Source organism: Bacteroides sp. AM37-9, assembly GCF_003603455.1.
GTDB lineage: Bacteria > Bacteroidota > Bacteroidia > Bacteroidales > Bacteroidaceae > Bacteroides > Bacteroides xylanisolvens.
Window position 1 is genome coordinate 49,869 of record NZ_QTNF01000009.1, and the last position, 10,739, is coordinate 60,607.

Genomic DNA, 10,739 nt, shown 5'->3' on the forward strand with positions numbered 1-10,739 from the left:
CTTTATTATTGTATTAAGTTACCGCTCTTCTTGCATCAGACTACCGATATAGTTAGCTTCCCACGGCCGTGACGACTTCTCTTCACGGCCGTGAAGAGAAGTTACCACAGCTGTGGGAAGATCTCCCCACGGCTGTGGTGAATTAACTATATCGGTGGTTTAACGGATGGATAATGAAGGGATAATAGATATATATCGGTTGCACTTCCTACGTAATACAAGGAAGTAGGACAACATTTAGAATGAAACAGGGTGAGGGTAACTGCCTACCCTCACTTACTATCACCTTTACCCTCACACCTGTAATGCCGATGGATAAAGAGATACAAGCAGAGGATGAGGGTGTGAGGGTAAAAGTGTTCTAAACTTTTGTTTAGAGAAATTTGCTTGGAGATACTCCGTCATGCTTCTTGAATGCTGAATTCGTTTCTTAAACGGGTGTGGCACATGAAGTTAAATTCATTAGCCGAAAGCCGGAAACTGTTTTATGGCTTTTCGTTGGCTCGCAGACCGAAGACTTTTCCTGTCATCTGCCGGACAGCTACTTTCCACACTTTTACGTTACGTACGGCAGGATCGGAATAGCTGAATGCGTTGTCTGTATAATGACGCATGATAATATCCAGTGCACGACGTTTATCGTCTATCTCTTCGATGAATTCTACTTGCCCCCGACACATCGCGCTTTCGGAACGCATACTGTAACTGCAGGCTACCTTTTCGTGTTGGTAGACAAGTTTATGTCCAAGGCTGAAAGTGATGCATACATTATTATTATGTTCCAACATCTCTAACTTGCTGCCTTCGGGACCTGAATGCAGATATATGATACCATTTTCATAACCGAAGTTCATGGGAACTACATAGGGATTACCTTCTAAATCTGTAATGCCCACAAAACAGGCATCGCAATGCAGAATAATGGACTCAATTCGTTGTTTGTCTTCGATAATGACAGTCTTCATGGATATATGAATGTTATAATATAAGAATAATCAAAATGATACGCTAAAGTACAGACTTACGACTGATTACACAAATCTATGCGAACTTTTTTCTCGTTACTTTCACAGATTTATCTAATCAATCGTATTTCTGTACTAATGTTATCAGGGGTTGAATGAGCTTTTCTGTTTGTTTGAATATTCAAACTTTTACTTTTCTATTAATTCAAAATCCAATTGTTTCTTTTCCAGATTGGCACGAGCTACCCGAACAGTAATAGCGTCTCCCAAACTGTATATTTTGTTTTTGCGGCGTCCGCGAAGACAATAGTTCTTCTCGTCGAATTCGTAGTAGTCATCATCCAGATCACGAACAGGGACCAGACCTTCACATTTGTTTTCGTTCAGTTCTACATAAAGTCCCCACTCGGTTACGCCGGAGATTACACCGTCATAAATCTGTCCCAGACGTTCGCTCATAAATTCCACCTGTTTATATTTGATGGAAGCACGTTCGGCATTGGCTGCAATTTGTTCCATGTTCGAGCTGTGGTCGCAGAGGTCTTCGTACTTGGCTTCGGATACGCTACGTCCTCCGTCCATATACTTCGTCACCAAACGGTGTACCATCATGTCCGGGAAACGGCGGATGGGAGAAGTAAAGTGAGTGTAATATTCGAAAGCTAGTCCGTAGTGACCGATGTTATGGGTTGAGTAACGTGCTTTCTGCATGGCGCGGATGGATACGGTTTCTATCAGGTTCTCTTCTTTCTTTCCGTGTATGTCGTCCAGCAAGTGGTTGATGGATTTTGAAATATCCGTCTTCGTTCCGCTTGTACGCACTTTGTAGCCGAAGCGTGCGATGAACTGTGACAAGTTCTCCAACTTCTCCGGATCGGGTAGGTCGTGGATACGGTAAGGAAGCACTTTGGCTTTCTTGTTCTTCGGCACACATCCTATCTTTTCTGCTACGGTCTTGTTAGCGAGCAACATGAATTCTTCCACTAGTTTATTGGCATCTTTTGACTCCTTGAAGTAAACGCTGATTGGTTTTCCTTTTTCGTCAATTTCGAACTTCACTTCGTAGCGGTCGAAGTTGATAGCTCCTGCAGAGAAGCGTTTTTCGCGCAGTGCTTTGGCAATCGTATCTAACGTGAGTACTTCTTCTTTGAAGTCTCCTTCTTTTGTTTCTATGATTTGTTGTGCCTCTTCGTAGGTGAAGCGACGGTCGGAGTTGATAACCGTATGTACGATGCGTGAGTCTCTGACTTCTCCTTTTTCTGTAATATCGAAGATAACGGAGAAAGCTAGTTTTTCTTCGTTCGGGCGGAGTGAACAAATGAAGTTACACAACCGTTCGGGAAGCATCGGGATGGTACGGTCTACCAGATAAACGGAAGTTGCCCGCTTCTCTGCTTCCTTGTCGATGATGCTACCTTCTTTTACGTAGTGTGTTACGTCGGCAATGTGTACACCTACTTCCCACAATCCGTCTTTCAGTTTGCGGATGGAAAGTGCGTCGTCAAAGTCTTTGGCATCTTTCGGGTCGATGGTGAAAGTTGTTACCTTACGGAAATCTTCGCGTTTGGCAATCTCTTCTGCTGAAATCTCGGCAGGAATCTTATCTGCTGCTGTCTCTACTGCTTTTGGATATACATACGGCAGACCGAACTCCGCAAGAATTGCGTGCATCTCTGTGGTGTTATCGCCAGCCTGACCTAATATATCTATTACTTGTCCGATAGGATTCTTTGCCTTGTCCGGCCATTCGGTTACTTTCACAATGGCTTTATCTCCGGTCTTTCCGCCTTTCAGCTTATCTTTCGGGATGAAAATATCATTGGCTAATGTACGGTTCTCTGTCACCAGAAATGCGTATGACTTAGCTACTTCCAGTGTGCCGACGAATGTATCGTTGGCGCGTTCCAGTATTTCGATGACTTCTCCTTCGGCTTCTCTGTTTTTCCGTTTGGCATAGAAGGTTATCTTTACCTTATCGTTATTCATCGCATGTGCGGAATTACGTTCGGCCACGAATATCGGGTCGCCCCCTTCTTCAGGAATAAACGAGTTCTTACCGTTGCTCTTCCGTTGGAAAGTACCTGTCATCTCCGTTCCGTGACTGTTCAGGCGGAACTTTCCTTTTTCTATTTCACTGATATAATCGTCAGCTAAAAGGTCATGTAATATATCGACGCATAACATTTTTTGCGGATGGGTAGTGAGACGCAGTTCCGAAAATATATATTTCATACTCAAGGTCTCGCTGGATTTGGCATGGAAAAAGTCTATTAATAATGCTGCCAGCTCTTTCTTACTCATTCTTTTGCCGGCCTTTTTCTCTTTCTTTTCTTTCTTTTTTGCCATAATGTAGTCTTTTAAAATATCTAGTTACAAAGATATATAATAAAATGGAAGAACATTCAGAATTTGTTTTATTTCGTGATATTGGATATCGACTAATTATATGTTTGAGTGAGTTGGTAACTAGGTGTAAAAAGATATATTAAAAGGGAAGCATATCTCCCGACATACTTCCCTTATCTTTAAGAGAGAATTTATTAATTCTGTAATGAACTAATTGATAAATGTTTATCTACAATATAGTTAATCTTTTACGCAACGTACTGAAAGGCCACGTTTTACTTGTATTCCTCCTTTATCAGAAGAATAACCTAACCCATAACTCATATTACTGAAATATACAGTTCCTGCTCCGTAAGTAGCTTGGTCTGTGCTCCAAAAGTCTGTTCTACTCTGTGACTTAGGCGTTTCAAAACTTCCGCTCTGATAACATTGTCCGGCAGGTATAACATTAAAGCCATAGGTGTCACGTGGACCTTTAGCGAGATCAGGATTTTCATCTATCATGCCGGATTCTCCCCAACCGTCAGCATCCAGTTTTCCTGTCAATGCTGACCAGACGTTTTTACAGTCTTTATCGGAGTATTTATTTCCTTCATCATCTGTCCATACATTACCTTCAACTGGTGCTAATTCATCTGCAACAAAATTTTCTAGTTTTTTCCACTCTGCTTTGCTGGGTAGATGCCATCCGTTAGGACAGATTCCTTGAATACCACTTGGTATGGCATCCGCATTTCCACCGGTTGCGTTCTTTTGGTTCATAGCGGCATACCAATTATACAAGACTCCGTATGTCTTGTATTCTTTCGTGGCTTTAGCTGCATTTACATCTTTGCCATCATAGTTGAAAACAAAATAGAGCGGATCTCCATCACTGGTAGCGGCATCTTCCGGTTTGCTAACTGATGGTAAATAAGCCAAGTTCTCTGCCATCCATATTTGTTCACCAATTGTAACAATTTTGTATTCATGATTATCCCGTGGGTCAATCATCTTTCCTTCTTCCGGTTCTGGGGTTGGTTCGGTCTTTTTTAGTGTGACATTTACTTCACTTGTCGCCATGGCACCTTGATCGCCTTTGACGGTCAGTTCAATTTTTAGTGCTCCTACGGCTTGACTGGCTTCGAATGTGTATTCATAACTAAATGGAACAGAAGTTACTTCTGAAATTTGTTTGTCTCCGATTTTAAGAGTAACATTCGATATTTGACCAATGTCAACAGTTGCTTCTCCTTTGATTGTCATCTTTTCAGCTATGTCTATCGTTGCTCCTTCAGTAGGAGAAGATATGGCACATGTTACATGTTGTTCTGGAGCGGGATCATTGTTGTCATCACCGCAAGCCGTTAGTCCTAAGACTAAAAATAAAAGGAATCCTAACTTCTTCATAATTGTATTTTTATTTAGTGAATAATAATATATGGTTAATCTTTGATACAACGAACGGGGAGTCCTACTCCCGGATTAAATTCTGCATTGGTTACAAATGTGTGGAGGTCTGACCACATACGTACGGTAATACCAAATTCTGGTCCCATTTGTACTCCCGCTGTCGAACTCCACCAACCCGCACTGTAGGCTGAATGCATCCAATCTTCGTCGCCTGCACAAGCACGGAAACCTATAGGCAGACCATTGAATAAGGTTGCATTATTCTTTTCCATCTCAACTCCAACCCAGGTTGGCTGTGGTTCTATTTCTGTGTATTCCGGCATCATCCACATCGTTGTTGAAGCTAGAGCCTTTGCTAGGGCTGTTTCATCTACTTGACCATCATTCATAATTGCTGCCATTCCGGAATCTAATACATATTGAGATAATTTTTGCCATTCTTTTTGAGAAGGAATATGCCATCCATCAGGACAAACTCCTTTTATTATACGTGTTTCATCGGGACCTAAAGCCGTTTCGTTTTGTAGAGCAGCAGGTAGGTTGTAATAGGCTCCATATGCATTCAGGAAACCTTTTCCAAGTTCTGTTTTTGCATCATTATCAAACATTACGTAATATCTTGGTTCGGTTGAGGACACATCAAACTGTTGCTCTGGTAGATAGCGTAAATTTTCTGCCATCCATAACTGGTCTGCAAGTTGTACGGTTTTGTATGTATTTCCATCACGGGTATCGGTTAGCACTTCTCCATATTGAGGGGGAGCAGGCCTGTTTCCTTGTTCTGTTGTCACTGTAATAGTTGCCAAGGCACTACCTTCGTGATCTCCTTTAACTGCTAACTCAATTTTCAGTTCTCCCGGTTCGGCATCTTTGGAGAAGGTATACTCATAATAGAATGGAACTGAAGTGATGTCAGTGATAATCTCTTCCCCGACTTTCAGTTCTGCAGAAATGATTTTACCATAGTTTGTAGTCCCTTCTCCTCTGATAATCAGTTTGTCTGACATAATAACGGTTGCGCCATCAGTCGGCATAAATATCTCACAGCTTACCTGTTGGTCCGGAAGTATTTCTCCTCCTCCGCCTGCGGTGCTGTTGTCATCTTTACAGCTTGCACCAAGTAATCCTAATGCCACGATAAAGCTAGTTAATAGTATCTTTTTCATATGTTATTGGATTATGTCTTCTTTAAATAGAATACAATTAATAAAAATGGACAGATTGTCTATAACTTTCTGTAGTTTTGCATCTTCATATACCCGGAAAACAAAACCGAAAGGATCACTTTCTTTTATTCCGGAAAAAGCGAAAACGAATGTTCCGTCTGTTAACATTACGGGGCCTAATGAGATTGTTACAGAAGGATCTTTTACATAATATAGGTCAGAGCTAAGAATTTCGAATGAGAGATATAAATTGTCCTCGAAGACTCCTAGGTTTTGACCGGCCCCAAAAGCCAGGCAATTGTCTATGGCTTTTGCTTTCAGTTTGTAAGGCAATCCGGTTAGAATGTTTGAAAGCAGGTATGTTCCGTCTTCCTGTTTCTCAATGGTGACATCTTTCAAACCGTAATTCATTTGCCCGTCTGAAAACATACCTTGCCATGTTCCGGTAAGTTCGTCAACATCATATTGTATTACCTGATAAGAAGCCGATCTGTCTTTTGCTGCCACATTGACAATAGCTCCTCTCATTTTTCCGGAGGTATTTTCTTTTACCTTGAAATTTATTCCCTTCGCATTCTGTTCAAATGACAACCATTCTTGAGCTTCTGCGGGTATGTCTATTGTATAATCGAAAGAACTTTGTAGTTTTATTGGCAGAGTAGCTGCTTTATTGTCGGTACGGAGCATCCATTCGTCTTTGCCGAAGATGAAAACAGCTCCGGATTGATTGATGTTGAATGCTTCTGTCTCTACTCCGTTACTGATTGTCAATAAAGCATTTCTACCGGAGTACCCGGTATTTTCTTTTACTTCGAATACCACTTCATTAGGATTTACTTCTTTCAGCACACACCAATCGACGTCAACATCTGCTGTTATATTTCCTGTTGACTGAAGTTGTATGTATCCTTTTCCGCCGGTAGCTTGGAAATTAGTATTTACAGCTTTGATTTCTAACTTGGATTCGCTGTTTTCCGTATCATTGCATCCCGCTATTGCTACGATGCAAAGTACAAATAAGAATATATTAAAAAGCTTTCTCATAATCGTATTAATTACTTTCGTTTTCTTTTACCATTAAGATTGAGTTATACCAGCTCCAGTAACCCATTAGTCCGGAGGTTGAATATTCATCAGATGAATAAGCCCAGATTATTAATGATGTAATTTCCTGGCTTGCTTTATCCGCAAAGTAAAAAGTGAAAGGGTTGCTGTTTGTCGTCACATTTATCAATCCGTTGCGTAGGCGTGATGGCAGACTTAATTCTGTGTGGGCATAGCCTTCCACACCTGCCGCGCACGCAAAGTAATAAGACGATGAAGAAGTCGAACTTATACTTTGTGAATCTAAAACTAGTTTTCCGCTGGCTTTGTCATACTGGAGGGTGAAGTTGAATCCGCCAATACTTTTCAGTGTATAACTTTCTCCTCTGACTTTAGGAGAGATGGTTACAGATTGCGAAGTTGGCCCTTCGTCATAATCGTCAATCGTTGCAGTGTAGGTACCGATATAGTCTTCATATTGTAGATAGTTTTCGGGATAATATTCTTTAAGTACGATGTCAGTTGCTCCTGCGTCGGTACAAACAAATAGTCTGGACTTTCTATCCCATTTGAAGTTTTGGACTTCAAGTCCGTTGACATTGTACGGGGATTGTAACTTTAATCCTTTTTCTGTGTAGATATAGGGTAAACTTCTTGCACTACTATAATCGGCGCTGTAAGCGGAGAATGTAGCCATTGTGCCATTGTTGCGTATAAAGTAATTCAGTACTTGTCCGCCTTTCTCCATGCGGTATGTATTTAGAAAAGCATCTTTCTCAATGTTAATGATATCTTCAATCTGAATACGCCATGGTATATCTTTGGGCATAGGCGTCATCTCCATTATGTTTTTGTATTTTTTTCCTTGCAGAATTACTTTGTCGGGAGTTGCGCTCATTATAATAAACTCGTAATCCCCTCCTAGGTTCATGTTCAGGCCTAAAGGACCTGAAAACATATGGATCAGTGGGTTGTATGAGTCGAAAGTGAGCATTGTGCTTTGTTCCGATTTTACTTGATACAGAGAGGTTATTATAGTTCCCGGTTTATAGCTTTCTGCGCCTGTTTCCGAAGCCATTTCTACCTGCTTCCCGTCAAATTTCATTAGTAAAGTGACTGCACCTGCAGAATAGTTGCTTCCTATGTAATATTCCAGTTTCCAGCCGTTCGGCACATCTTTAAGAATCTCCTGGCATTTGATTACATCGGCTGTGGCTCTATTGGCAGATGATTCGTCGAATATTTCTTCTTCGGAGAAAAGACAAGATTGCAAAACAATGCAGGCCAATGCCAGAAGTGTGTATATGGATAGATATTTCTTCATAATTTTCATATTTTATTCAATAATACTTAAGTCTACATAGCCGTTTGCTATGTCATCCTGGCGTCGTAGAACAATCTCGCGTAATTCGTCCAGATTGATTCCCCAGGTTTGTTCCATATAACTATAGACTATTTCGAATTTCTGCTTTATGAGTGCACGGCCGTTTTCACCGGCATTTTGCAGCATGTTATTCCAGTAGTCTTTGGTATTTGTGACATACACTGCGATGTTCTCCACAAAATCTTCACGTGATTCACTCATTGCATAAGGAGTGACAAATCCTTGTTGCCATGCATTGCGGTCGGCTCCCACCATATACCAGTCGCTACCGATGTAGGCATTTTCCGTAATACGGTCAAAGGCCGGATCGTAGTTTTTAGTTTGATGCAGAATATGTGCGAACTCATGGTGCATTGTCTGGAAATAGTAGTCGTTTAACAGGTTAATATCTATTTGGTCGGGATTGATGTCATTTACATTGTATAATGTAATTTTCATGCCGCCTTCAGCTGTTCCTAATACCATAGTTCCATTGTCTTCATAGGCGGGGGAACCGATAAAGTGGATTGTCTTAGGAATATATTGGCGTAAGAAGTTCGGATTGCCTGTTGCTTCATCGTATGCTTCCAGCCACACATGTTTGATAATTTTAGCCAGTACCACAGACTTTTTGTATTCGGCAGGTGCTAATACGTGTGTCATGTCGCTCTCGTTATCTTCCATGCGATATTTTAATGCAATGTTGTATGGATGGGTATAATTGCCTAATATCCACTTGTCGAATGGGCTACGATCTACTTCTTCTGTGGAGAAGATGCTGTTTGCTTTGTCTACGTCTTCGTCATTGTTGCAAGCACCCAGTCCACAGGTCAATGTCATGATTAAACTATATATGATGTATTTCTTCATATTTTTTTCCTCCTAAAGTTATTTAGTCATTTCTTGGATTTGGTTGCATACCTGCTGTAATGACACTGGCCGGTAGCTGAATTGCACGTCTGGGGTCATTTGTGTCCATCTTGTCGGTGATATTCACCAAGGTATAACCTTCATAATAGCGGCGGTAGATTACAATGCCATAGCGTTTTATATCTTGCCATCTAAGACCCTCTTCTAAGGTTAGCAGGCGTCTTGCATGTAGAATACAATGTATCAGATTCTCCTGCATTCCTTTTTCTACTACAAAATCCGGATGCAATTCCTTTTTTACTGTCGGAGCTTCCGGTGTGTAATATTTTAGTCGGGCATAAAAATCATTGATTGTCTCCTTGGTCAAAGTTTGAGTGTTTTTTGTAAAGGCTTTCTGCCAGGCATCTATATCGGCGGCAGCTTCGTCATAACGTTTTAGTAACGTGTAGGCTTCAGCCCGGCAAAGCAATGCTTCATCGGTGGTAAAAGCAGGATACAGCATATAGCCGACCCAACTGTTGCCCGACGTGAATTGCTGATAGATAACTAAGCGGCGGAATCCGTTCTTTATAGAGCCACCGGGTGAAAATGGGATCTGATGATAACTTGACTGATCTCCCCATGGACCTTCGGATTTACAACTTTCCGAAGCAGTAATATTGTTCATGCAATATCTTTCGCAGTTGGCATAACCCGGATCGGAAACCAATGGCCAATATGAAGCTGCTGATATTACCATTAGATTGGCACGGTTATCTGCATCTACATAAGCGTTCGGCTGTATATTCTTGTTGGGAGATAAAGCTCCTAATGCAGCCCAGTCACGTAAATATTGGGACGCATTATTACCGAGTACTATATTGGCATAATTGATAACTTTCTGACAGTTGGAAAAATCCGGTTGTGTATAATATAGATAAAAGCGGGCTGCAAATGCATAAGCGGCCTTCTTATTAAAATGATATTTTACCCGTGAGTAAATATTGTCATCAATTAAAGGCAGTCCTTCTTCTAAATCGGCTGCAATATTTTCGTATACTTCAGCAACTGTTCCGCGTGAGTATTGTGGATTTACAGATGTTTCCGGTTCTTTTATGTAAGGTATACCCAAGTCTTTGTCTCCATTTGTACCATACGCTTTGCAGAATGTGGTAGCTAATACAAAATGATTGTATGCACGGCATATCAAAGCTTCGCCTTTTTGGGCTGATAATGATTGAGGATTTCCCATCTGCTCAATAGCCGCCAAGGCTTGGTTGGCTGATGCAATCGAGTTATAACAGTCATTCCATAAAGCATGAGGAGAGTCCTGATTTTCTTCAGTCGTTTGTTGCCAACGGTACAAATGTTCGTTTAATCGGAAAAGGTAGCTGTATGCTCTGCTATTTTCATCGATATTGTCACTGTAAAATTCTCCTATGTGGCAGTTGGTAGTCATAGGATATGCAGATACCAGAACTTTAGTAATACTTTCTTCAGTAGTCAATTCGGTTCGGTTATCCGGCATTTCATCTAAAAAGTCACTACAGGAAGTTGTTCCCAAGCATAGAGCTGAAATGAGTGTTGTATATAAGACGTTTCTGTATTTCATCA

At 41.0% G+C, this 10,739-nt stretch carries 9 protein-coding genes; 1 reads left to right on the top strand and 8 read right to left on the bottom strand.

Features of this window, described 5'->3' with window-relative positions; all coding sequences use genetic code 11:
- The first annotated feature begins 242 nt into the window (after window positions 1–242).
- On the top strand, window positions 243–365 hold the full coding sequence (locus tag DW862_RS26620) for a hypothetical protein (RefSeq protein WP_255299338.1): 123 nt from the start codon (window positions 243–245) through the stop codon (window positions 363–365).
- Window positions 366–485: 120 nt separating this feature from the next.
- On the opposite strand, the gene DW862_RS08275 is transcribed toward DW862_RS26620, so the two are convergent.
- The 8 genes from DW862_RS08275 to DW862_RS08310 form a co-directional block, all read right to left on the bottom strand.
- A complete protein-coding gene (locus DW862_RS08275) occupies window positions 486–965 on the bottom strand; it encodes a pyridoxamine 5'-phosphate oxidase family protein (protein ID WP_004317010.1) in 480 nt (159 codons plus the stop codon).
- Between the two features lie 189 nt (window positions 966–1,154).
- The gene (gene rnr, locus DW862_RS08280; RefSeq protein ID WP_008643914.1) at window positions 1,155–3,311 is read right to left on the bottom strand and encodes a ribonuclease R; all 2,157 of its coding nucleotides are present in this window, start codon (window positions 3,309–3,311) and stop codon (window positions 1,155–1,157) included.
- 240 nt (window positions 3,312–3,551) lie between these two features.
- Window positions 3,552–4,700, bottom strand: coding sequence for an FISUMP domain-containing protein (locus DW862_RS08285; RefSeq protein WP_087318989.1), 1,149 nt, complete (start codon window positions 4,698–4,700; stop codon window positions 3,552–3,554).
- A 35-nt stretch (window positions 4,701–4,735) separates the two neighbouring features.
- Window positions 4,736–5,869 carry a fibrobacter succinogenes major paralogous domain-containing protein gene (locus tag DW862_RS08290; RefSeq protein WP_008643925.1) on the bottom strand — a complete coding sequence of 378 codons (1,134 nt, stop codon included), beginning with the start codon at window positions 5,867–5,869 and terminating at the stop codon, window positions 4,736–4,738.
- Between the two features lie 3 nt (window positions 5,870–5,872).
- The gene (locus DW862_RS08295; protein WP_008023442.1) at window positions 5,873–6,913 is read right to left on the bottom strand and encodes a BACON domain-containing protein; all 1,041 of its coding nucleotides are present in this window, start codon (window positions 6,911–6,913) and stop codon (window positions 5,873–5,875) included.
- Window positions 6,914–6,920: 7 nt separating this feature from the next.
- Window positions 6,921–8,237 (bottom strand): DUF4302 domain-containing protein, encoded by a 1,317-nt coding sequence (locus DW862_RS08300; RefSeq protein ID WP_008023439.1) that lies wholly within the window; start codon window positions 8,235–8,237, stop codon window positions 6,921–6,923.
- Window positions 8,238–8,249: 12 nt separating this feature from the next.
- On the bottom strand, window positions 8,250–9,146 hold the full coding sequence (locus tag DW862_RS08305; protein WP_008023438.1) for a putative zinc-binding metallopeptidase: 897 nt from the start codon (window positions 9,144–9,146) through the stop codon (window positions 8,250–8,252).
- 22 nt (window positions 9,147–9,168) lie between these two features.
- Window positions 9,169–10,737, bottom strand: a complete 1,569-nt coding sequence (locus DW862_RS08310; protein ID WP_008023437.1) for a RagB/SusD family nutrient uptake outer membrane protein — start codon at window positions 10,735–10,737, stop codon at window positions 9,169–9,171.
- Between the last annotated feature and the right edge of the window lie 2 nt (window positions 10,738–10,739).